This window comes from Haloferax sulfurifontis ATCC BAA-897 (genome assembly GCF_000337835.1).
GTDB classification, from domain to species: Archaea; Halobacteriota; Halobacteria; order Halobacteriales; family Haloferacaceae; genus Haloferax; species Haloferax denitrificans.
In genome coordinates, this window is record NZ_AOLM01000020.1 from 1 (window position 1) to 21,602 (window position 21,602).

A 21,602-nucleotide genomic window follows, 5' to 3' on the forward strand; every position below is an offset into this window, starting at 1 on the left:
GCGCTCGCGACGTCACCGGGGTCGGTCGCGCGGAGCGTCGCCGCGGGGACCGGCGGCGGCGCGTTCGTCGGCTACCTCCCCGGGGTCTCGGCCGGCGTCGCCGGCACGCTCGCGCTGGCCGCCCTCCCCAGAACCGACCCTGACGAATCGGCGCGGGCCTACGTCACCGCGACCAGCGCGGCCACGACGGCGACGACGGTGTTCGCGCTGTTCGCGCTCGCCGGGTTGGGGACGCCCAGAACGGGGGCGCTCGTCGCGCTCACCGAGGCGGAGCTCCCGACCGGACTCGGCCTCGCGGTGCCGGTGACGGTCGTCTCGGGGCTCTGTGGGGCGGCGTTGGTGCCGGTCGTCGGCGACCGGGCGCTCGGGGTCGTTGGGCGGCTCGACCAGCGCCGGCTCGTCACCGCCGTCTGCGCCCTCCTCGTCGTTCTCTCGTGGGCGTTCGCTGGCGTCGGCGGCGTCGCCGTCCTCGCGGTCGCCGGCGTCGTCGGTCACGTCCCCGTCCGATTCGGCTGTCGGCGCGTCCACCTGATGTGCGTTCTCATGGGGCCGCTGATACTCGGATGAGGCGTGTCCACGCGGGCCACGGATTTCCCCCGCGGGAACCCGGAAAGACAACGGTTAAAAGTCGCGCGCCGGTTTATGAGCGTATGAGCGAGTCCGAACAGCGACACGCGCACCAGTGTGTGTCCTGTGGCATCAACATCGCCGGCATGAGCGCGGCGACGTTCAAGTGCCCCGACTGTGGCCAGGAGATTTCGCGTTGTTCCAAGTGCCGCAAGCAGAGCAACCTCTACGAGTGCCCCGACTGCGGGTTCATGGGTCCATAATCATGGGAAAAGTAGCCGCCAAAATCAAGGTCATGCCGAACAGCCCCGAGCTGGACCTCGATAACCTCGAGGACGCGCTCGAAGACTCCCTGCCCGAGGGTGCGAAAATCAAGGGCTTCGAACGCGACGACGTCGCGTTCGGTCTCGTCGCCCTCCTGCCGACCGTCATCGTCCCCGACGACGCCGGTGGCACCGAGGCCGTCGAGGAAGCGTTCATCGAAGTCGAAGGCGTCGAGAGCGTCTCCGTCGAGAACGTCGGCCGTATCTGAACTGACGACCGACCTTTTTCGTAGGTTCGTCCCCGGAGCGGCCGCGCTCGCCCGCCGTCAGCGGCGCTCCATGAAGTAGACGCCGAGCACGACGCCGAACGTGAGCCCGAGCATCACGCCGATGGGCAGGGAGTTACCGATGACGCCCGCGATGCCGCCGAGCAGGAAGCCGATTGCCAGCCCGATTCCGAACTGCTCGGCGCTGTGGCTCGACCCCTCGTGGTCGTCGGAGTCGACCATCACGCGGTCGGTCGGTTCGGCGTAGCTCTGTCGCTGGGTGGACTCCGCGCTCAGGGAGAACGTCTCTTGGGACATACCTCATTATTCATCGTGCTGTTCAATAACCCTTACTCGCGTTCCCAGTTTCCGGCAACGACCGGTGTGTGAGGGCGCACGAGAGCGCATGAGGCCGAGCAGGCGCGGAGTTCGACGGCTCAGAACGCCGCGTCGAACGCCCGCTGGAGGTCGGCCTTCATGTCGTCGATGTGCTCGATGCCGACGGAGACGCGAATGAGGCCGTCGGTGAGTCCGGCTTCGAGCCGTTCCTCGCGGGGGATGGCCGCGTGGGTCATCGCCGCGGGCTGTTCGATGAGGCTCTCGACGCCGCCGAGACTCTCGGCGAGCGTGAACACCTCGGTCTCCTCGACGACGGTCGAGGCCTGTTCGAGCGAGCCGTCGAGTTCGAACGAGAGCATCCCGCCGAAGTCGTCCATCTGCTCGGCCGCGAGGTCGTGTTGCGGGTGGGAGTCGAGGCCGGGGTAGAACACCTCGGAAACCGCCTCGTGGTCGTCGAGCCACGCGGCGAGTTCGCGGGCGTTGTCGCAGTGGCGGTCCATCCGGACGGGGAGCGTCTTCGTCCCGCGGAGGACGAGAAAGCAGTCGAATGGCGAGGGCGTCGCGCCGACGGAGTTCTGGTAGAAGCCGATTTCCTCGTCTAACTCCGCGTCGTCGGTGACGAGTGCGCCGCCGACGACGTCGGAGTGGCCGCCGAGGTACTTCGTCAGCGAGTGCGAGACGATGTCCGCGCCGTGGTCGAGGGGGCGCTGGAGGTACGGCGTGGCGAAGGTGTTGTCGACGGCGCAGAGCGCGTCGACCTCGTGGGCGATGTCGGCGAGCGCGCCGATATCGTTGACGCGCATGAGGGGGTTCGTCGGCGTCTCGACCCACACGAGTTCGGTCTCCTCGCGGACGGCGTCGCGGACGGCGTCGTGGTCGGTGGTGTCGACGAAGTCGAACTCGAGGTCGTACTTCTCGTACACCTGCGTGAAGATGCGGTGGGTGCCGCCGTAGACGTCGTTGCCGGCGACGACGTGGTCGCCCGCTTCGAGGAGGTTGAGCACGGTGTTTATCGACCCCATCCCCGAGGCGAAGGCGCGGCCGTGCGAGCCGTGTTCGAGCGCCGCGAGGTTCGATTCGAGGTCGGTTCGCGTCGGGTTGCCCGTGCGGGAGTACTCGTAGCCGCGGTGGTCGCCCGGTCCGTCTTGGGCGTACGTCGAGTTCGCGTAGATGGGCGTCATGAGCGCGCCCGTCTCCTCGTCGGGCTCCTGTCCCGCGTGGATGGCGCGCGTCTCGATGCGCCGCTCGTCTTCGGACATACGAGAATCGCCGCGCCGACTCGGGTTAAGTCCGTCCCTCCCGCGCGACCACGCGGGAGACACACACGCGCGGTTCGTAACGTGCAATTTATAATGGCGACGCAAGTATTCGTTCTCACGACTATGCCGAGCTCCAACGGTCCGATGAAGGGGACGCGAGGAAAGCTCTCGAACAAGCCGCGCGAGCGCGGCACTTCGCCGCCGCAGCGCGCTATCGCGGAATTCGAGGAGGGCCAGAAGGTCCACCTCAACATCGACCCGAGCGTCCGCGAGGGTCGTTTCCACCCGCGCTTCAACGGTCTCACCGGTGAAGTCACCGGGAAGCAGGGCCGCGCGTTCAAGGTCCAGATTAACGACGGCGGCAAAGAGAAGACGGTCATCGTCCGTCCCGCTCACCTGCGCGCCCAGCAGTAAGCGATGACCATCTTCAAAGAAAAGCTCGACGAGGAGTATCTGACGACCTCCGAGGTCAAGGAACTGCTCGCCGAGGTTGAGGCGGAACGCGCCGCCGACGAAGAGCGCGAGATGCGCTACGAACTGGCCCGTGCGATAGAACACGTCAACCGGTTCGCCCACCTCGACCCCGAGGAGTCTCGCGAACTCGTCGAGGAGCTCGCCGAGCTCGAGAAGGTCGACGGTCCGACCGCCATCAAAATCGCGGACCTCCTCCCACAGTCGCGCGACGAACTCCGCGCGGTGTTCGCCCAACAGCGCTACGCGCTCTCGGGCGACGAACTCGACGAAATCCTCAACGTCGTCGCGAAGTACGTCTGACCGCGTGACAGCGCGGCCAACTATTTAAATATCGGCTCGCCGTAACTACTGGTATGACACGTACGGAGAGCGGTGACGCCGACGCCACGACCGAGTACGTCGTCGTACTCGACGTACTCCGCCACGGGCGTCAGGGAGACGACCGACGGCGCTTCGACGCGGCACCCATCGCGTACGCGCTCGGAGAGTCGGACTTCCGTCTCCTCGAGTTGACCCTCGTCGAAGACGCCGACGTGAGCATCGGCGACCGACTCGTCGTCTCGCCGGTCGCCGACCGCGAGCTGATTCAGTCCGTCGAAGAACTCTCGTACGGCGACCTCTCGAACACGGCGACGGCCGAAGTCGACTACGTCGTCGAGGACATCGTCGAGGCCGACGAACCGCGTTTCGTCGACTTCTACAACGACGCACAGCCCATCACTCTGCGGCTCCACCAGCTCAACTTGCTCCCCGGCATCGGCAAGAAGCTCCGCGACAAGATTCTCGAATCGCGGAAGCGACAGGGGCCGTTCGAGTCGTTCGAGGACCTCGAAGAACGCGTCTCCGGGCTCCACCGCCCGAGGGAGGTCATCGTCGAGCGCATCCTCGACGAACTCCGCGACAACGACGTGAAGTACAAGACGTTCGTCGGACGCGACGGGCAGTAGCGGAACGGGACTTTTACCCGCTCCCGCACGATACCTCTCCCAATGACGAGCGACGGTAGCGAACAGGTCCGCGGGACCGCCGCGCGCGACCCGGACGCACTCATCCGGCGGGCGGGCGCTCGCGGGAACCCGGACCACGACCAGCACTTCCTCGTCGACGACCGCGTCGTCGACCGAATCCCGACGTATCTCCCCGAGGAGGCCGACCGCTCGCACGTCCTCGAAATCGGCGGCGGGCCGGGCGTCCTCACGGACCGACTGCTCGGCGTCGCCGACCGCGTGACCGTCGTCGAACAGGACCGAACGTTCGCAGACCACCTGCGACGCGAGTTCGCCGACGAGGTCGAGTCGGGGCGGCTCACGGTCGTCGAGGGCGACGCGCTCGACGTCGACCTGCCCGAGTTCACGGCGTGCGTCTCGAACCTCCCGTACGGCATCTCCTCGGAGATTTCGTTCCGTCTGCTTCCCCGAGGCAAGCCGCTCGTGTTGATGTTCCAAAAGGAGTTCGGCGAGCGGATGGCCGCCGAGGCGGGCACCTCGGAGTACGGTCGCCTCTCGGTGAGCACCCAGCACTACGGCGACGTGGAGGTCTGCGAGCACGTCCCCCGCGAGGCGTTCGCCCCCAAGCCCGCGGTCCAGAGCGTCATCGTCCGCATCACGCCGCGCGAGCCGGACTACGAGGTCGACGACGAGGCGTTCTTCCTCGACTTCGTGAAGGCGCTTTTCACCCAGCGGCGCAAGACCATCAGAAACGGCATCCGCAACACGGCGCACATCTCCGGGCTGTCGGACCCCGAGGCCGTCGTCGAGGCCGCGGACGAAGACGTCCTCCGAAAGCGCGCCGGCAACATGGCTCCCGCGGAGTTCGCCGAACTCGCGCAACTCGCCGCGTCGGTCGGCCTGTAATCCATGACGCTCCCCGCATCCGCACTCGCCGCGGCGCTCCTCCGCCTCGCCTCGACGGAAACGCCCCTCCAGAGCGACGCCATCCTCGACATCGCGTCGCTGTTCCCGACGTTCGAACTCCGGGTCGTCGCGAGCGTCCTCGTGACCGTCGCCGTCGTCGCCGTCTGGCGACTCGGCGCGCGACTCCACGACAAGGAGGTCGAGGCCGTCTCGATGCCGGTGTGGCATCTCTCGGTGACGGTCCTCCGTCTCGTCGTCGTCGCCGGCGGCGGGGCGTTCGTCTTCGCGGTCTGGTCGCTGTCGGGCGACATCGGCACGATTTCGGCGCAGTACGACCTCAACAGACAGACGTTCGTCGGCATCGCGCTGTCGGCGGCGTTCGTCGTCGGCGCGTACGTCCTCACGAGCGTCCTCGGCCGGTTCATCGGCGAGATTGCGAGCACGCGCCCGGAGATTTCGGACCACCAGCGCGAGATCATCTACCGCATCGCGCAGGTGACGACCTACCTCGCGACGCTCGCGGTCATCCTCGGCATCTGGCGGGCCGACCTCGGCGGCTTCCTCGTCGGTGCTGGCTTCCTCGGCATCGTGGTCGGGATGGCCGCGAGACAGACGCTCGGCGCGCTCATCGCGGGCTTCGTCATCATGTTCTCCCGGCCGTTCGAAATCGGCGACTGGGTCGAGGTCGGCGACCACGAGGGCATCGTCACCGAGATCACGGTCGTGAACACGCGCATCCAGACGTTCGACGGCGAGTTCGTGATGATTCCGAACGACGTGGTGAGTTCGGAGAGCCTCGTCAACCGGAGCCGAAAGGGGCGGCTCCGCCTCGACATCGAGGTCGGCGTCGACTACGACACCGACGTCGACCGCGCCGCCGAGGTGGCACAGGCGGCCGTCGAAGACCTCGACGAGGTGCTTTCGGTGCCGAAGCCGCAGGTCGTCGCCAAGCGGTTCGGCGACTCGGCGGTCGTTCTCGGGGTGCGCCCGTGGATAGACCGCCCGAGCGCCCGCCGGTGGTGGCGCGCGCGGACGGCGACCATCTCGGCCGTCAGCGAGGCGTTCGACGAGGAGGGCATCACCATCCCGTTCCCCCAGCGCGCGCTGTCCGAGCGGAACCCCTCGGGGCCGATTCCGCTCACCGACCAGCCAGACGAGGTGAGTCCCGAAGCCGACGGCGGCGTCGAGAGCGGGGAGGGCGGCGATGGCGACGCCTCGTCCGGCTCCGGGGAGGCGGACCGATGACCGACCTCGCCGAGCGCCGCGGGATGAACACCTCGGTCTACCAGCCCGCGGAGGACTCGGGCCTGCTCGCGCAGGCCGCGGTGGGGCGCGTCTCGGGACGCGTCCTCGAAGTCGGCACCGGCTCGGGCTGGGTCGCAGAACAGCTCGCGACGAAGACCGACGCCGACGTGGTCGCCAGTGACCTCAATCCCCACGCCTGCCGGCAGGCCGCCGACCGCGCCGACGCCCTCCGGGCCGACGGCCACCGCGGCTTCGAGGTCGTCCGCGGGAGCCTCGTCGAACCGTTCCGCGACGACGCCTTCGACGCGGTGGCGTTCAACCCGCCGTACCTCCCCGAGGACCTCGAGGCCGCGCGCGACGACTGGATGGAAGTCGCCCTCACCGGCGGCGAGGACGGTCGCGAAATCATCGACCCCTTCCTCGACACCGTCGGGCGCGTCCTCAAACCCGGCGGCATCGTCTTCCTCCTCGTGAGTAGCTTCACCGGCTACGACGAGGTGCTCGCCCGCGCCGAGGCGAACGGCTTCGGCCACGAGGTCGTCGTGCAGGAGTCGTACCCCTACGAGACGCTCACGGTGCTCGCGTTGGGATAACCAATGCGCATATGTTGATACAGGAAATATTATACACCGTCATTTCTTAGCCAGGAGTGATGACTGAACTCGTCTCGACGACACCGGGACTGTATCCCCTCCCGGATTGGGCGAAACAGGAGCTTTCGGACCTCAAGGGCCACCAGAAACACGACCTCATCTCCGGTAACGAGGGCGCAGACATCGTGGGTGCGTACGACCGCGCCCGCGAGGAAGTCGTCTCCGAGCAGACCGACGCCGGCCTCGACCGCGTCGTCGAGGGGCAACTCCGCTGGGACGACATGCTCGCGCACCCGCTGACGGTCCACGAGAACGTCGAGACCGGCGGCATCGTCCGCTACTACGACAACAACAACTTCTACCGCGACCCGCAGGTCCGCGGCGAACTCACTTTCTCCGGCGACGTCGCGGCCGAGCTCGACGCCACCGCCGACCTCCTCGGCGACGAGTCGTTGCAGGCGGTCCTCCCCGGCCCGTACTCGCTTTCGGACCTCGCGACCGACGAGCACTACGGCGACGAGGCAGAGTTCCTCGACGCCGTCAGCGAGTTCCTCGCGGGCGAGGTCGACGCCTTCCCCGACCACGAGACGCTGTTCCTCCTCGAACCCTCGCTCGTGTTCTCGCCGCCGGGCGAGGACGTCGACGAGCGCGTCCCCGAGGCCATCTCGGCCGTCTCCGAGGCGACCGACGCCGACGTGGTCGTCCACACCTACTGGGGCGCGCTCGACGAGAAGGTCTACGCTCACCTCATGGACGCCGACGTCGACGCCATCGGCTTCGACTTCGTCGCCGGCGACCGCGACCAGACGCTCTACAACGTCAACGAGTACGGCACGAAAGACGACATCGCCCTGGGCCTCGTCGACGGCCAGAACACGCTGGTCGAAGACCCCGAGACGGTCCGCGAGCGCGTCGAGTGGACCCTCGACAACGTCCAGAGCCAGACGTTCGACACCGCCTACGTGACCTCCAACACCGAACTGTTCTACCTGCCGGAGAACCGCGCGACGGAGAAACTCGCCGCCCTCGCGGCCGCCACCGAGGACGAACTGGAGGTGGAAGCATGAGCCGCGACGCCGAGAACCGCGAGCAGTTCCGCCCCGAGAACCACGACAACGAGCACTTCCTGCTCACGACCGTCGTCGGTTCCTACCCGAAGCCCAAGTGGCTCAACCGCGCGAACGACCTCGCGGAGGACCCCGACTCCAAGTTCACTCAGGAGCACCTCCACGAGGCCCACGACGACGCCTGTCGCGTCATCACGAACGAACACGAGCGCTCCGGCCTCGACACCGTCGTCGACGGCGAGATGCGCCGCGAGGAGATGGTCGAGTACTTCGCCCACCGCATCCCCGGCTACGAGTTCAACGGCCCGGTGAAGGTGTGGGGCCACAACTACTTCGACAAGCCCTCCGTCGTCGGCGAGGTCGAGTACGACGAGCCGTGGCTGGTCGACGAGTTCGAGTTCACGAGCGACGTGGCTTCCAAGCCCGTCAAGGTGCCCATCACGGGCCCGTACACGCTTGCGAGCTGGTCGTTCAACGAGCACTACGACTCCGAGGCGGACCTCGCGTACGCGCTGGCCGACCTCGTCAACGAGGAGATCGAACAGCTCGTCGAGGCGGGCGCGACCTACATCCAGATCGACGAGCCCGCGCTGGCGACGACGCCGGACGACCACGCCATCGTCGGCGAGTGTCTCGAACGCATCGTCGCGGGCGTCCCCGACGAGGTCCGCATCGGCCTCCACGTCTGTTACGGCGACTACTCCCGCATCTACCCCGAACTCAACGACTACCCCATCGACGAGTTCGACGTGGAACTCTGCAACGGCGGCTACGAGCAGATAGACGTGTTCACCGACCCCGAGTTCGAGCCGGACCTCGCGCTCGGCGTCGTCGACGTTCACACCGCCGAAGTCGAGACCGTCGAGGAGATAAAGGAGAACATCAAGCAGGGCCTGAAGGTCGTTCCGCCGGAGAAGCTCACCGTCTCGCCCGACTGCGGCGTGAAGCTCCTCCCCCGCGAGGTCGCCTACCAGAAGATGGAGAACATGGTGCAGGCCGCCCGCGAGGTCGAAGCCGAACTCGACGCCGGCGAAATCGACCTCGACGCGCCCGTCCCGCAGGCCGACTGAGCGACTGACGCCGCGTTTCGTTCTTTTTCGTCCGTCTCGACCCGTGACCACAGAGCCGCGGGACCGCACCGCCTTCGGTCGCGTCTCGGTCGGTGGTGGTGACGCGACGACTTGAGGGCGTGACGACGTGACGACTCGCCGGCGCGACTCAGGCGCGCTCGGTCTCGAACGAGCGACCGAGTGCGGCATCGTCGTCGCCCCGGCGGTGGCCGGAGGCGTCGCCGCTTCCGACGCGCCAGCCGCCGTCAGAACTGCGCACCAGCGGAAGCTCCGCGCCGACGGCGTCCGAAATCTCCTCGGGGACCACGTCGCACGCCGCGGCGATGCGCTCGAACCGCGACCCGCCGGTCAGCGCCTCCGGAACCGGCACCCAGACCGCCGCGGTCCGGTCGTCGGGCGTCGCGAGCGCGAGGTCGAACCGCACGCCGTCCCGCCGGGAGAACCGAGCGAGGCCGCTCGCGCCGCGCCGCCGCTCGGGGACGACGTTCGTGACGACGCCGGAATCGACGTGGTCGAGCGCGCGCAGGCCGGCCACGCGGAGTTCCACGTCGCGGATGTCTGTTGGGCCGAGGACGACCGGCCGCACGAGCGTCGAGAGCGTCGCCGCCAGTCGCGCGGTCGTCCACGCCGCAATCGCGGTCGCGCCGAGCATCGCCGCCGCGCCGCCGACGAACACCACCGCGAGCGCGAGGACCACGAGTTCCACTTCGACCATGTGACACGATTCGCCGGGCGACAAGAAAACCGTTGTTCGCCGCGCGGTGGACGGTCAGGCCGCGGTGAGGGTCGTCGCCGAGCGTGGATGACCGATGGTAGAATCCCGCACACCGCCCCGACGAGAACGCCCTCTCGGCGGCTGGAGCGCGGACGAGAGGGGAGACGTGGCCGTCGCTCCTCTCGGAAGAAAGCGTGAGAACCGCGAGACGAGACTTACTCGTAGAGCCAGGTCTCGTCGACGCGCTCGTAGTCGACGAGTTCGTCCTCGTCGAAGAAGAGCGCGATTTCGCGCTCGTTCGCGCCCTCGTCCTCGTGGTCGGAGCCGTGGATGACGTTCCGGCCGAGGTCGAGACCGTAGTCGCCGCGGATGGTTCCGGGGGCGGACTCCGCGGGGTCCGTCTCGCCCATCATGCGGCGGACCTGTCGCGTCGCGTCCTGTCCTTCCCAGACCATCGCGAAGACGGGACCGGACGTGATGAACTCGACGAGACCCTCGAAGAAGGGCTTGCCCTCGTGCTCGCCGTAGTGGTCGTGGGCGAGCTCCTCGTCGATCTGCATGAACTTGCCGGCGACCATCTTGAGACCGCGGTCCTCGAAGCGGGAGACGATGTCTCCGATGAGGCCGCGCTGGACGCCGTCGGGCTTGACCATCACGAAGGTTCGCTCAGCGTCGGACATCAGTTGTCCTCCGACTTGCCGCTCGCGCGGCGGCCGGCCTCCGTCCACTCGAGGTCGCGGGCCTCGCGGCCGAGGAAGTAGTTCTTCTCGGCCTTCGAGTCCTTGAAGTGGAGGATGGTGCCGTCGGTCTTGACGTACATCGTGCCCGTGCCGGGCTCGATTTCGTCACCGCTGTAGTCGCACGTGCGCTTTTCGACCATTGTTACTGCCCTCCGATGGAGTCGGCGTCACGCTGGGTCTCGCGGAGCTGGAGGATGTCGCCCTCGCGGACGGGACCCAGCACGTTTCGCGTGATGATACGGCCCTGGTTGGAGCCTTCGCGGATGCGGCACTTGACCTGCATGGCCTCGCCGTGCATCCCAGTCTTTCCAACGACTTCGATGACTTCGGCAGGCGTCGAGTCGCTGGCTTGTTCGTCCGCGCTCATGGTCGGTTATCGAAGGTCCTCGACCTTAGTCGCGATGTCCTCGACATCGTCGGACGCGTCGCCGGCGTCGACGATGGCGGCCGCGGCACTGCCGACTTCGAGGCCGGCGGCGTGGCCGATGTCGTCCTGCGTCTCGACGAAGATGAACGGAATGCCCTTCTCGTCGGCGAGTTCGGGCAGATGCATGACGATCTCCTCGGGGGAGACGTCTTCCGCGATGAGGACGAGCTGGGCGTTGCCCCGCTCGATGGACTTGGTCGTTTCGTTGGTTCCTTTCTTCACGATACCAGTATCTCGGGCGACCTCGAGCGCCTCGACGGCGCTGTCAGCGAGGTCGGCCGGTACGTCGAAGTCTACGTAAACAGCCATTGTTGTTCACCTATATCCTGCTCGCGGGCTCGACTCCCTCGCCGGTATCACACCGGTCGGTCGGTCGCGACCGGTCAACGATTTCCCTACGGCGAGGAGGTTCATCAACCCCGGACAGGCTGTAACCATCCTTTGCTCCGGCCCCCATAAAAGCGCTTTCAAAATCGTAGCGCCGTGCGAAGCGTCCGCACGACCCGCGAATCGCCCGATTTCCCGCCGACCGAAGCGCCCCGAACCTCCGTGTCGGTTGCTCACACGACGCACCTCTGGCGGGGTGTGACGCCCCATCAAAACTGGCTCTGTACCGACCGGAGCACGGGGGGCGCTCGAACCCGACCGAAGGAAGTGAATAGCCGCGCCAGCGTATCGCCTCTATGACCGAACTCGGCGACGACCCCGACGTCGAGGCGCTCGCCGCCGCCCGCCGCGAGGAGGCGCTGGCGACGAACCAGCGACGCCTCATCGTCCTCGCCGGCGACCGGGACGCCGGCATCGACGCCGCCTTCGACGCGGTCCGCGGGGCCGACGTGCCCGACGACGAGGTGACGTTCGTCACCGCCCGCGAGGGCTTTCGCTTCCACCGCGTCGAACCGAAGCGCGCCTCGTCGCTCCTCGGGACGACCCGGTCGCTCGTCGTCCTCGACGCCCACGAGGACTTCTCGGCGAACGCGCTCGGCCGCGTCGCCGGCGCGGTCGACGGCGGCGGCCTGCTCGTTTTGCTCACCCCCGCTCTCGACGGCTGGCCGGCCCGCCGCGACTCGTTCGACGAGCGACTGGCCGTCCCGCCGTTTGCCGTCGGCGACGTGACGGGTCGCTTCCGCGGCCGACTCGTCTCGACGCTCCGGGACCACCCCGGCGTCGCCCTCGTGGACCTCGATTCGGGGACCGTCGAGCGCGACGGCGCGTACCGACAGGGAATCAGCTTCGACGCCGCCCCGCCGCGGGTGCCGAGAGAGGTGGACCGACGGTTCCCGCGGCGCGCCTACGAGGACTGCCTCACCGCCGACCAGTCCGAGGCGCTCGCCGCGCTCGAAGCCCTGACGGAACCGGGGACCGCCGTCGTCGTGGAGGCCGACCGCGGCCGCGGGAAATCGAGCGCGGCGGGCCTCGCCGCCGGGAGCCTCGCCGCCGAAGGTGCCGACGTGGTCGTGACCGCGCCCGGGAAGCGGAACGCCGCCGAGGTGTTCGCCCGCGCCGAGCGACTCCTCTCCGAACTCGGCGCGCTCCGAGGCGGCGGCGCAGACGACTTCGACATCGCGGCCGACCGCGGCGGGCGCGTCCGCTACGTCCCGCCGATAGAAGCCGGCGCGGCCGGGGCCGACGCCGACGCACTCGTCGTGGACGAGGCGGCCGCCCTGCCCGTCAGGCTCCTCGAATCGTTCCTCGCCGCGCCCGCGGTCGCCTTCTGTACGACCGTCCGCGGCTACGAGGGCGCGGGCCGCGGGTTCGCCGTCCGCTTCCGCGACCGCCTCGACGACGCGGCCCGCGAGGTGACCGACGCGCGCCTCGACGACCCGATTCGCTACGCCGCCGGCGACCCCGTCGAGTCGTGGACGTTCCGCGCGCTCCTCCTCGACGCCCGGCCGCCGGTCGACCAACTCGTCGCGGACGCGACGCCCGAGTCCGCCTCCTACCGGGCGCTTTCGCCCGACGACCTGCTGGCGGACGAGCACCTGCTCCGCGAGGCGTTCGGCCTGCTCGTCCTCGCGCACTACCGGACCGAGCCGGACGACCTCGCCCGCCTCCTCGACGCCCCGAACCTGACGCTCCGTGCGCTCACCCACGAGGGTCGGGTCGTCTCGGTCGCGCTCCTCGCCCGCGAGGGCGGCCTCGACGCCGACACCCGCCGGCACATGTACGACGGCGGGCGGGTCCGCGGGAACATGCTCCCCGACGTGTTCACGAGCCAACTCCGGGACGAGGCGGCGGGAATCCCCGTCGGTTACCGCGTGATGCGCATCGCCACCCACCACGCCGTCCGGTCGTCCGGCCTCGGCTCGCGGCTCCTCTCGGAGGTACGCGACGAGTTCGCTGACGAGGCGGACTACCTCGGCGTCGGCTTCGGCGCGACCCCCGACCTCCTCTCGTTTTGGCGCGACAACGGCTACGGCACGGTCCACCTCTCGACCACCAGAAACGACACCAGTGGCGAGTACTCCGCGCTCATGATGCGCCCGCTGTCGCCCGCCGGTCGCGACCTCCGCGACCGCCACGCGAGGTGGTTCCTCGGCCGCGTCGGCGACGTGCTCGGCGACGCCCTCTCGGACCTCGACGCCGACGTGGCGCGGGCCGCCCTCGCCGCCGTCGACACCGCCGCCGAACCGGACCTCTCCGAGTACGAGTGGCGCGTCGTCGTCGGCGCGTCGTACGGGCCGGGACTCTACACGACCGCCCCCGGCGCGTTCCGGCGACTCGGCCTCGCGCACCTCACGAATCCGGACCGGGCCTCGCTTGCGCCCCGGGAGGAGCGACTGCTGGTCCGGAAGGTCTTCCAGACGCACCCGTGGGACGCCGTCGCCGACGAACTCGACTTCCACTCGACCGCGGGGGCCATGCGCGCGCTCGGCGACGCCTACGAACCGCTCGTGGACGAGTACGGCACCGACGCGGCCCACGCCGAGCGCGAGCGGTTCCGGTGACGTCGCCCGTGGGAACGGCCGCGGCGATCGCCCGCTCGCCGACACACCGATAGTCGTCGGCGCCGACGCTCCCCGTATGGCCGAGTGTAGCGAACCCGACTGCGAGAACGTCGCGGCGGTCAGGCTCTACGTGCCGTGGGACGCCGACAGGAACGTCTGTACGGCCCACGCGAGGGCGCTCGTCCAGCGGGACGGCGTCGTCGCCGAGCCCCTCGACGGGGCCGCAGACGACTGGTCGTAAGCCGGTCGGGTGGTCGCGCGACCGGTCGCACGCGGGGCGGTCGCAGACCCACGCGTCGCTGGCGGGAGACGACGCGCAGAAAATCAGGGTCGGAGACGGAGCGAGTCCGCGCTCACCGGAGCGACACGGCCATCATCACTTCGTCGACGTAGTCGCCGTCTATCTTGTAGTGGCCGTCGCGGACGGCTTCGGTCTCCCAGCCGTGGCCTTCGAGGAACGCGATGGCCTCCTCGTTGGTCGCCGGGATGCTGTTGTAGAGCTTCTCGAAGCCGCGCTCGCGCGCCCAGTCGACGCCGCGGTCGAGGAGTCTACTCCCGACGCCGTTACCGCGGAACTCCGGTCGCGTGCCGACCGTCAGGACGGCGGTGTGGCTCAGCTTCTCCGCCTCGGGCAGGTCGAGGTGGACCCAGCCGGCGAGCTCGTCGCCGACGGTGGCGACGAACACCATCCGGGAGTTCACGTCGTTGTGCCGGAGGACGACCTCCTCGTGGTCGAGCAGGTCGGCGACCGTCTCGGCCTCGATGTACCGGCCCTCGTCCGCGACCTCGTGGATGGCGTCGACGAGGCTCTCCAAGTCGACGTTCTGGGCCATCCGAATCGTCACGTCGAGGTCGCCGAGTTCGACCGTCTCCGCCTCGCCGGGCGCGTACGCCACCTCGACGTGGTTGCCGACTTTTCGGATGTAGCCGTCGCGTCGCAGAACGGTCAGATGCGCCCCCAGCGCCGCCGGCTCGAAGTTGAGCGCCCGGCGTACCTCGTCCTCGCGGACGGTCCCGTTGCGCTCGATGTACTCGTAGATGTCTTTGCGGTCTTTGTGTCCGAAGTTGAGACTGTCAGTTACTTCCATGGTACACAATCACACTCATAATTTATAATTGTTGTTCGTGTTCGACTCGCCGACAGTCGGCTTCGCTGACGCCTGAAGCGGGACCGCGGGGCGCGGGCCGCCCTCAGCGCCGCTCGGGGACGCAGGTCAGGAGTTGGGCGGTGTCGACCACGTCGTGGGTCCGAAGCAGGACTTCGGCGGCCTCACGCACCGTGAAGTCCGCGTCGAGGTCGACGCCGTAGCACCGGGCGTACATGGCGAGCCAGTCGTTCATCGCCCGGTGGAGGAGTTCGAACTCCTCGCCGGTGAAGGAGACCAGTCGGTCGCCCGTCCGCGCGCTGACGTAGAGCGAGACCGCCGGGCCGACGCCGTCGCGGGCGCATTCGAGCGCGCGCCGGCCCGCGGCCGACGACGGCGGCGGGTCGAACGACTCCCGCGCTTCCCGCGCCTCGGCGGCGAGGGCTCTGGCGCGCTCACCGAACCGCACGTCTTCCGGGTGACGCTCCTCGGCCCCGCGGCCGTCGGCGACGGGGCGAGAGGCCGGGTCGGTCGCGTCGCCGCTCATCTTCGCACCCCCGTCACCCCCACTTGAACTCGACGCCCTTGTCGCCGCGCGGGTGGCTCCAGTCGGTGTCGGCGACGACGGCGCAGGTGCCGCACTCGACGCAGGGTTGGGTGTCGAGGCTGACGACGCGCTCCTCGGAGCCGTTGGTCCGGACGACCTCCTCGCGGTAACAGCCGCCGCCGAAGTCGACCGCCGAGACCGGACAGGCCGCCACCGCGGCCCCGCTCGCCTCGTAGGACTCGTCGCGGAGCGTGATGTGCGGGTTCCCGATGTCGGTGTCGTAGGTCAGCGCGCCGATACGGGCTTCGAGGTCCGGCGGCGTCACGGAGTTGGTCTCGCGCACCCGCGTCCCCAACTCCTCGGCGATGACCGTCGGGAGCGTCACGTAGGGCGTCCGCGTGTCCGGCATCAGCGCCGACAGCGTCGGGACGTTGTAGAGGCGCTCGAGCCGCCCGGAGAGCGCGCGGACGCCGGCGCGCCCGACCGCCGAGGTGAGCACCGAATCGACCACGCTGGTCACGCCGTCGTCCTCGGCGACGCCGCGGAGCAGTTCGTAGCCGCGTGGCCGGAGCTTCTTCATCACGCCCTCGCTCCGGAGTTTGCGGGCGTAGCGGGTCCCCGCCTTCTCCGGTTCGTTGCGCGATTTGGCCTGCGCGTACGACTCCGCGGCGAGCGCGCCGGCGGTGACGGCGTGGTTCATGCCCTTGATGATGGGACCCTGCGCCTGCATCTGGCCGGCCGCGTCGCCGACGAGGAGCAGGCGGCCGAAGTGCGGTTCGCGCAGTGCGACCTTCTTCGAGTCGGGCACGAGCTTCGCGCTGTACTCCAGTTCCGTGTAGTCGTCGCCGAGCCACTGCGCCAGAAGCGGGTGGGTCAAGAGCCCGTCCAGTAGCTCGTGTGGCTCCGCCTCCTCGGCGACGAGGCTGTCGAGGTGGAACACCGTCCCGAGCGACAGCGTGTCGCGGTTCGTGTAGAGGAAGCCGCCGCCGCGGACGCCCTCGAAGAGGTCGCCCGAGAACAGGTGGGCCGCGCCCTCGTCTTCCGCCACGTCGAACCGGTCGGCGATGGCGCCTTCCGGCATGTCGACGACGGCCTTGACGCCCTGGAACCACTCGTCTGGCTCGTCCCAGTCCATCAGGCCCGCGTCGCGGGCGAGTTCCGAGTTCACCCCGTCGGCGGCGACGATGATATCGGCCGTTATCGGGTCGAGTTCGTCGAGCGTGACGCCGACGATGCGGCCCTCCTCGCGGAGCAGGCCGTTGACGTGGACGCCCGTCAGGAGACCGCCGCCGGTCTCGCGGGTCCGCTCGTGGACGCGGTCTTCGAGCCACGAGTCCATCTTCCGCCGGAGGACCGAGTCGGACCACTCGGTGTCGTGTTCGTGGAGGTCCGTGAGGTCGAACGACTCCACCTTGTCGCCGGCGATGTTGTGGATGCGGTACTTCGTGATGGGCCGCTCGGCGGCCGCCTCGCGGAAGCCCGGAAAGAGGTCGTCGATGGTGTAGGGCGCGGACTCCTCGGCGTAGATGAGCCCGCCCGAGACGTTCTTCGACCCGGCCTCGACGCCGCGTTCGAGGACGAGCGTCTCGATGCCGTAGTTGGCGAACGTCGCGGCCGCCGCCGCGCCGCCGGGACCCGCCCCGACGACGAGCGCCTCGTAGTGCTCGTAGTCGCTCATCGCGACTCACCTCGGTCGTCCGCGGCCGCTCCAGCGCCATCGTCGGGTGCTCCGGCCGGCGGCGTCGATGCCGCGCGTCCCCCGTCGCTGGCGACCGCCGCCTCGAACCGGCCCTCCTTGAGCGCCGTCGTCAGCCTCGGCAACACCTCGAACAGGTCGCCCTCGATGAAGTAGTCCGAGAAGTCGCGGATGCGGGCGTCGGGGTCGGTGTTGACGGCGACGATGGTGTCCGACTCGTCCATGCCGACCTTGTGCTGGACCGCACCGGAGATGCCCGCCGCGACGTAGAGTTTCGGCGCGACGACCTGCCCCGTCTCGCCTATCTGTCTGTCCTCGTGGGTGTACTGCTCGACGTGGCCGTCGAAGTTGAACGACCCCGTGACGATGCCGCGGGTGACGCCGACCTCGGCGTCCTCGAACTGGTCGGCGAGGTCCAAGGCGAGTTCGATGCCCTTCGTCGGGTCGTCGCCGATGCCGCGGCCGACCGCGACGATGACCTCGTGGCCGGTCAGGTCGATGCCCTCGTCCAGTCGGTCGAAGTCGGTGACGGTGACGCGGAACCAGTCGTCGTCGAGCGGGGCGTCGTGTTCGACCACGAGCCCCTCGCGGTCTGGGTCCGGGTCGGGCACGTCGAAGCTCCCGGGGATGACCGACGCGCCCTGCGGGTGGAACTCCCGCGTCGGGTTGTCGATACAGAGAATCGTCGAGTACTCGAAGCCCGAGAAGTCCGGGCGCTTCATGTGCAGGACGCGCTGGAACTCCTTTTTCTCGCCGGCGACGCCGGTCTTGACCGGGTTCGAGATGACCTCTTCTGTGATGTACAGCCCCGAGCAGTCGCTGGCGAGGCCGGAGTCGAGTTCGGCCTGCACGAGCGCCGAGAGGTCCCGGCCGTTGTTCGTCGCCGGGAACAGCACGTACCGCGGCTTGTCGTAGTCGCGCCACGACTCGTCGCGGCCGTCCGTGACCTCGAAGTTCTGGTGGGTGGCCCCCACGCGGGCCATGTCGCAGAATATCTCGGTGTACGGCTTGTGCTGGAAGCGTTCGAGCCGGGCGTCCTCGCGGACGACGACCACGTCCGCGCCGTGGGCGATGACGTCCTCGACGTGTTTCGACACGTCGGAGCCGATGAGCACCGCGACGACCCGCTCGTCGGTCGTGTAGTCGTCGTTGTAGGTGTCCATCAGCTCGCGGGCCTTCCCGAGCATCTCCTTGGACACGTCCACGAGTTCGCCCGCCTGCGTCTCGCAGTAGACCCACATGTCGCGGTAGGTCCCCCCGTGGAGCGACCGGACGTGTCGCTTGTCGCGGGTCGGGTGGTCGAGGTCGGGGTGGCGCTCCTCTGGCGTCCGGTCGTCCACCTCGACTTCCGTGTCCTCCTCGTCACTTCCCTTCACCGAGTCGATGCGGTTGCTGATGAGTCGCTTCACCGGGTCGCGGTCCTCACCGGCCTCCTCGCGTTCGAGGAGCGCTTCGAGTTGCGAGACCTCCTCGACGCTCTGGAGGGTGTTCCCGATTTCTGCGGTACTCATCGACGCGAGGTCCAGTTCGCCCGCGTCCGCCGGCTCCTCGTCGTCCTCGGAGAACTTCTCGATGCGGCTCTCGATGAGCGCGACGGCCGGCGCGCGGTTCTGCCCGCGGTGTTCGGCCTGTAGAATCTCCTCTAGCTCGCCGAGGTCGTCGATGTCCTTGATGGCCGGGCCGAGCTCCGAAATCTCGTAGTCGCCGGGGTCGAAGTCGGTCACGCTCAGTCACCCCCAGCGGCCGCGGCGTCGCCGCCGTCGCCGTCGCCCACCGCCGACTGCATCGCGGTCAGCACGTCCTGCATGGCTCCCGTATCGTCCGGGTCGACCATCGTGGCCTCCCGCTCCGCCGGGGCCTTCGGAATCGGGTCGACCGACGAGACGATGGTCGGCGAGCCGTCGAGGCCGATGTAGTCCGGGTCGACGTTGATGTCGGCGTGGTCCCGCACCGTCAGGTGCTCCTCGTAGTTTTCGGCGCGTGCCTTCGTCTCCTCGCGTAAGTCCTTCAGCGTCAGGCGCTCGCCCGCCGTCCGATACGACGGCTCGAACTCGGGGTCCGCGACGACGAACGCCGGAAGCTCCGTCTCGACGGTCTCTATCTCCTCGATGTCGCCTTCGACCAGTCGCTTGGCGCGCAGGGTCCCCGCCTCCTCGTCGATGTCGAGGGAGACGACGTGGGTGACGAGCGGCATGTCGAGACACCAGTTCGTCTGCGGGCCGGTGTGGCCCGTCTCTCCGTCGGCGGTCTTGAACCCGGCGAACACCACGTCCGGCTCGCCGAGCGTCTCGATGCCCGCGCTGAGGGTGATGGCCGTCGCCCACGTGTCGGCGGCCGCCATCTCGCGGTCCGAGACGAGGTGGAGGTCGTCGGCGTACACCGTCTCCATCGCCTCCTGTAACACCTCCTTGTACCCCGGCGGCCCCATGCTCATCACGCTCACCCGTCCGCCGTGTCGAACCCGCGTCTGGAGCGCCGCCTCCAGCGCGAAGCGGTCGTTCGGATTCATCACCGTGGGCGTCTTCCCCCGTTCGAGGTGCCCGTCCTCGTCAAACGATACCTGGCCCTCCCGGAAGTCGGGAACGCCTTTGGTAAGTACCACCATGTGCATTGAGAACACTCTCCAGTTAATGCTAGCTCATATTCATAATAATCTTTTGTACTAGGTGGCCGGAACGTCTGCGCCGCTCGGCGGCGTCGCTGGCGGCGGCGTCACCCGCAAAAAATCGGGGTTTCTTCCCTCAGATGCGTCCCGCTCGCCCGGGGTCGACGTCGATGGCGTCGACCGGGCAGACGTCGACACAGAGCATGCAGTCGATACACTGGTCTTCGTGGGTCGGTTCGGCCTTGATGTCCGACTCGGGGTGGTCGGGCGTGTCGACCCACGTGAACACGTCCACGGGGCAGTCCTCCAGACACGCCCCGTCGGCGAGACAGATGTCGAAGTCCACCGCGACGTGCGTGCCGTGGATGCCGAGTTTCTCCGGCGGTTCGACCGGTCCCCAGACGGCCACGCCGTTTTCCTCTCCGACCTTCTCCCTGTTTGTCTCGAACTGCGGGTCGATAGCCATGACTCTTAGTGACATATTCCGGTAGAGGCAATAAACTATCCCCCGAACGGGCGCGAAACCGGGTCGCGCGGCGCGCGAATCGGTGGCCCGTTACACACACCGTTTCCCGCCGCAGTCTCGACGCGCCCACTCGGTGGGGTGAATAGCCCCCGGCCCGAACCACCCCGGTATGGACGTGTTCCTCTGGATTGCGCTCGCCCTCCTGGTCCTCGGCGTCGTCGGGAGCGTGCTCCCGCTTCTCCCCGGCGCGCTCCTGTCCGTGCTCGGTGTGGTCGTCTACTGGGTGGCGTCCGGCTTTTCGGACCCAGGTCCCATCGCGTTCGTCGGGCTGACCCTCGTCGGCCTCGTCGCGCTCGTCACCGACTACGCCGGCGGGATGGTCGCCGCGCGGTTCGGTGGCGCGTCGACCCGAACGTCGATTATCGCCGGCGTCGTCGGCTTCCTGCTCATGTTCCTCATCGGCCCGCTCGGCATCTTCGTCGGCGTCGCGGGCACGGTCTTCGCCCTCGAATACTTCGAACACCAAGACGCGGAAGAGAGCGGTCGGCGCGCCCTCGTCGCCACCGTCGGCGTCCTCGCCACCGCGGCGGTACAGGCGCTGTTGACGTTCTCGATGCTCGTCGGGTTCGTCCTGACCGTGGTGGTCTGAGCGCCGACCGGTTTCGCGTTCCCCCCGGTTCCCGCCGACTCACCGCTCGTCTCGACGCCGAATCAGCCCCGTCTCCGCGTCGGCGACGACCCGGGCGGGCGCGCCGTCGGCGTCCACCCGAAGCGGCATGACGTAGAGGTCGAACGTCCGGTCGGTCGGGAGCGCGTCCAACCCGCGGAGGTTCTCGACGACGAGGAGGCCCGCCCCGAGAATCGCGTGGTGGGCGGGCACGTCGTCGCCGCCGGTCGGGTCGGGGCTGAGCGCGTCGATACCGACAGACAGCCCCCGGTCCGCGCAGGCACGGGCTGTCTCCGGCGCGAGCGCCGGGTGGTCGGTCATGCGCTCGGTTCCCCACTCGTCGTCCCAGCCGGTCCGGAACACGAGGAAGTCCACACGCGGTTCGAGGTGTTCTGGAATCGCGTCCGGTCCGATTCGGCCGCGGGCCCCCGCGTCTCGGCAGTCGATGGCCCGAGCGGTGAACCGGAGGTCCTCGACCGGGAAGTCGTCGAGCGTCGCGCCGTCCGGCTCGGTGTGGGCGGGGGCATCGACGTGCGTGCCCGCGTGGGTTCCGAGTTCGAGCCGCGAGACGCGGTAGCCGTCGGCGTCGAAGTCGGCGTGCGACTCGACTGTGACTGGCGGGTCGCCGGGGTACGTCGGCATCCCCGTTTCGACGCGGCGGGTGAGGTCGAGGAGGGTCATACGACTCCTTAGGCGCGGGTGGGTAAAAC

Annotated in this window: 28 protein-coding genes; 14 read left to right on the forward strand and 14 right to left on the reverse strand. The window is 68.5% G+C overall.

Annotation, left to right across the window (positions count from 1 at the left end; translation table 11 throughout):
- The 3 genes from C441_RS11125 to C441_RS11135 all read left to right on the forward strand — a co-directional run.
- A partial coding sequence (locus tag C441_RS11125) for a tripartite tricarboxylate transporter permease (RefSeq protein ID WP_007275168.1) occupies positions 1–567 on the forward strand: 567 nt, incomplete at its 5' end.
- An 83-nt stretch (positions 568–650) separates the two neighbouring features.
- Entirely contained in the window at positions 651–830 is a 180-nt protein-coding gene (locus C441_RS11130) for an HVO_2753 family zinc finger protein (protein ID WP_004042997.1), read from the forward strand.
- A 2-nt stretch (positions 831–832) separates the two neighbouring features.
- Entirely contained in the window at positions 833–1,099 is a 267-nt protein-coding gene (locus C441_RS11135) for an elongation factor 1-beta (RefSeq protein WP_004969379.1), read from the forward strand.
- 57 nt (positions 1,100–1,156) lie between these two features.
- Here C441_RS11135 and C441_RS11140 read toward each other — a convergent pair whose 3' ends face one another.
- Both C441_RS11140 and C441_RS11145 read right to left on the reverse strand, forming a co-directional pair.
- Entirely contained in the window at positions 1,157–1,414 is a 258-nt protein-coding gene (locus C441_RS11140) for a hypothetical protein (RefSeq protein ID WP_004969380.1), read from the reverse strand.
- Positions 1,415–1,533: 119 nt separating this feature from the next.
- Positions 1,534–2,694, reverse strand: a complete 1,161-nt coding sequence (locus C441_RS11145) for a cystathionine gamma-synthase (protein WP_007275169.1) — start codon at positions 2,692–2,694, stop codon at positions 1,534–1,536.
- 123 nt (positions 2,695–2,817) lie between these two features.
- Here C441_RS11145 and C441_RS11150 point away from each other — a divergent pair, with 123 nt between their 5' ends.
- The 8 genes from C441_RS11150 to C441_RS11185 are packed head-to-tail and all read left to right on the forward strand — an operon-like array spanning position 2,818 to position 8,996.
- Positions 2,818–3,108 (forward strand): 50S ribosomal protein L21e, encoded by a 291-nt coding sequence (locus tag C441_RS11150; RefSeq protein ID WP_004061361.1) that lies wholly within the window; start codon positions 2,818–2,820, stop codon positions 3,106–3,108.
- Between the two features lie 3 nt (positions 3,109–3,111).
- Positions 3,112–3,468: an RNA polymerase Rpb4 family protein gene (locus tag C441_RS11155; RefSeq protein ID WP_004042989.1), complete on the forward strand. Its 357-nt coding sequence runs from the start codon at positions 3,112–3,114 to the stop codon at positions 3,466–3,468.
- A gap of 53 nt (positions 3,469–3,521) precedes the next feature.
- A complete protein-coding gene (locus C441_RS11160; RefSeq protein WP_007275170.1) occupies positions 3,522–4,115 on the forward strand; it encodes a DUF655 domain-containing protein in 594 nt (197 codons plus the stop codon).
- Between the two features lie 42 nt (positions 4,116–4,157).
- On the forward strand, positions 4,158–5,021 hold the full coding sequence (locus tag C441_RS11165) for a 16S ribosomal RNA methyltransferase A (RefSeq protein WP_007275171.1): 864 nt from the start codon (positions 4,158–4,160) through the stop codon (positions 5,019–5,021).
- A 3-nt stretch (positions 5,022–5,024) separates the two neighbouring features.
- A complete protein-coding gene (locus tag C441_RS11170; protein WP_007275172.1) occupies positions 5,025–6,266 on the forward strand; it encodes a mechanosensitive ion channel family protein in 1,242 nt (413 codons plus the stop codon).
- Positions 6,263–6,859, forward strand: coding sequence for a HemK2/MTQ2 family protein methyltransferase (locus C441_RS11175; protein ID WP_007275173.1), 597 nt, complete (start codon positions 6,263–6,265; stop codon positions 6,857–6,859). Before C441_RS11170 ends, C441_RS11175 begins: the two co-directional genes overlap by 4 nt.
- A 59-nt stretch (positions 6,860–6,918) precedes the next feature.
- Entirely contained in the window at positions 6,919–7,926 is a 1,008-nt protein-coding gene (locus C441_RS11180) for a vitamin-B12 independent methionine synthase (RefSeq protein WP_007275174.1), read from the forward strand.
- Positions 7,923–8,996, forward strand: a complete 1,074-nt coding sequence (locus tag C441_RS11185) for a methionine synthase (protein ID WP_007275175.1) — start codon at positions 7,923–7,925, stop codon at positions 8,994–8,996. Before C441_RS11180 ends, C441_RS11185 begins: the two co-directional genes overlap by 4 nt.
- Positions 8,997–9,144: 148 nt before the next feature.
- Here C441_RS11185 and C441_RS11190 read toward each other — a convergent pair whose 3' ends face one another.
- The 5 genes from C441_RS11190 to rpl7ae all read right to left on the reverse strand — a co-directional run bounded on the left by C441_RS11190 (position 9,145) and on the right by rpl7ae (position 11,187).
- Positions 9,145–9,711, reverse strand: a complete 567-nt coding sequence (locus C441_RS11190; protein ID WP_007275176.1) for a hypothetical protein — start codon at positions 9,709–9,711, stop codon at positions 9,145–9,147.
- A gap of 215 nt (positions 9,712–9,926) precedes the next feature.
- The gene (gene ndk, locus C441_RS11195; protein ID WP_007275177.1) at positions 9,927–10,391 is read right to left on the reverse strand and encodes a nucleoside-diphosphate kinase; all 465 of its coding nucleotides are present in this window, start codon (positions 10,389–10,391) and stop codon (positions 9,927–9,929) included.
- Positions 10,391–10,591 carry a 50S ribosomal protein L24e gene (locus C441_RS11200; RefSeq protein ID WP_004969391.1) on the reverse strand — a complete coding sequence of 67 codons (201 nt, stop codon included), beginning with the start codon at positions 10,589–10,591 and terminating at the stop codon, positions 10,391–10,393. Before C441_RS11200 ends, ndk begins: the two co-directional genes overlap by 1 nt.
- 2 nt (positions 10,592–10,593) lie before the next feature.
- Positions 10,594–10,818: a 30S ribosomal protein S28e gene (locus tag C441_RS11205; protein ID WP_004042966.1), complete on the reverse strand. Its 225-nt coding sequence runs from the start codon at positions 10,816–10,818 to the stop codon at positions 10,594–10,596.
- 6 nt (positions 10,819–10,824) lie between these two features.
- Positions 10,825–11,187, reverse strand: coding sequence for a 50S ribosomal protein L7Ae (gene rpl7ae / locus C441_RS11210; RefSeq protein ID WP_004042964.1), 363 nt, complete (start codon positions 11,185–11,187; stop codon positions 10,825–10,827).
- Positions 11,188–11,561: 374 nt separating this feature from the next.
- Between rpl7ae and tmcA the strand changes: the two genes are divergently transcribed.
- On the forward strand, positions 11,562–13,826 hold the full coding sequence (tmcA, locus tag C441_RS11215; RefSeq protein WP_007275178.1) for a tRNA(Met) cytidine acetyltransferase TmcA: 2,265 nt from the start codon (positions 11,562–11,564) through the stop codon (positions 13,824–13,826).
- Between the two features lie 76 nt (positions 13,827–13,902).
- Complete coding sequence (locus C441_RS19940) at positions 13,903–14,067, forward strand: hypothetical protein (RefSeq protein WP_007275179.1); 165 nt, start codon at positions 13,903–13,905, stop codon at positions 14,065–14,067.
- 112 nt (positions 14,068–14,179) lie between these two features.
- Here C441_RS19940 and C441_RS11220 read toward each other — a convergent pair whose 3' ends face one another.
- From C441_RS11220 to C441_RS11245, 6 genes are all read right to left on the reverse strand, one after another.
- A complete protein-coding gene (locus C441_RS11220; RefSeq protein ID WP_004969394.1) occupies positions 14,180–14,914 on the reverse strand; it encodes a GNAT family N-acetyltransferase in 735 nt (244 codons plus the stop codon).
- Between the two features lie 103 nt (positions 14,915–15,017).
- Positions 15,018–15,458: a hypothetical protein gene (locus tag C441_RS11225; protein WP_007275180.1), complete on the reverse strand. Its 441-nt coding sequence runs from the start codon at positions 15,456–15,458 to the stop codon at positions 15,018–15,020.
- Positions 15,459–15,471: 13 nt separating this feature from the next.
- Positions 15,472–17,136 carry an FAD-dependent monooxygenase gene (locus tag C441_RS11230; RefSeq protein WP_007275181.1) on the reverse strand — a complete coding sequence of 555 codons (1,665 nt, stop codon included), beginning with the start codon at positions 17,134–17,136 and terminating at the stop codon, positions 15,472–15,474.
- Positions 17,133–18,878: an electron transfer flavoprotein subunit alpha/FixB family protein gene (locus C441_RS11235; protein ID WP_007275182.1), complete on the reverse strand. Its 1,746-nt coding sequence runs from the start codon at positions 18,876–18,878 to the stop codon at positions 17,133–17,135. Before C441_RS11235 ends, C441_RS11230 begins: the two co-directional genes overlap by 4 nt.
- Positions 18,879–18,880: 2 nt before the next feature.
- Positions 18,881–19,765 carry an electron transfer flavoprotein subunit beta/FixA family protein gene (locus C441_RS11240; protein ID WP_049920554.1) on the reverse strand — a complete coding sequence of 295 codons (885 nt, stop codon included), beginning with the start codon at positions 19,763–19,765 and terminating at the stop codon, positions 18,881–18,883.
- A gap of 130 nt (positions 19,766–19,895) precedes the next feature.
- Entirely contained in the window at positions 19,896–20,225 is a 330-nt protein-coding gene (locus tag C441_RS11245) for a 4Fe-4S dicluster domain-containing protein (RefSeq protein WP_007275184.1), read from the reverse strand.
- Positions 20,226–20,394: 169 nt separating this feature from the next.
- Here C441_RS11245 and C441_RS11250 point away from each other — a divergent pair, with 169 nt between their 5' ends.
- Entirely contained in the window at positions 20,395–20,874 is a 480-nt protein-coding gene (locus tag C441_RS11250; protein ID WP_007275185.1) for a DUF456 domain-containing protein, read from the forward strand.
- 39 nt (positions 20,875–20,913) lie between these two features.
- Here the strand turns inward: C441_RS11250 and C441_RS11255 are convergent, their stop codons facing one another.
- Entirely contained in the window at positions 20,914–21,573 is a 660-nt protein-coding gene (locus tag C441_RS11255) for a cyclase family protein (RefSeq protein ID WP_007275186.1), read from the reverse strand.
- Between the last annotated feature and the right edge of the window lie 29 nt (positions 21,574–21,602).